Source organism: Cognatundibacterium luofuense (assembly GCF_018139685.1).
Lineage (GTDB): Bacteria > Pseudomonadota > Gammaproteobacteria > Burkholderiales > Burkholderiaceae_D > Undibacterium > Undibacterium luofuense.
In genome coordinates, this window is the sequence record NZ_JAGSPN010000625.1 from 1 (window position 1) to 285 (window position 285).

The 285-nt window shown below is 49.1% G+C and carries 1 tRNA gene; it reads right to left on the reverse strand.

Annotated elements, in window-relative coordinates:
* Positions 1 to 46: 46 nt before the first annotated feature.
* Positions 47 to 123 (reverse strand) — tRNA-Met (locus tag KDM89_RS21925).
* Positions 124 to 285 lie beyond the last annotated feature (162 nt).

Sequence of the window (285 nt, forward strand, 5' to 3'; positions counted from 1 at the left end):
GCCACCGAGAAGCTGCTAATCGCAGTCGGTGGCGTGTCTACAAATGTGGTTGCGGGGGCAGGATTTGAACCTACGACCTTCGGGTTATGAGCCCGACGAGCTGCCAGACTGCTCCACCCCGCGTCTGAAGAGGCCGAATAATACATGGCTGGACTGGTATATACAAGGGGGTGCCGGATTTATTTTTTATTTCATTCTTTTTGATTGCGATTTCTTGCAATCCGTGTGGCAGTACGGGAATTTTATTGCTGCAAGGATTGCTTGTGTAGTGAAACACTGCATAAT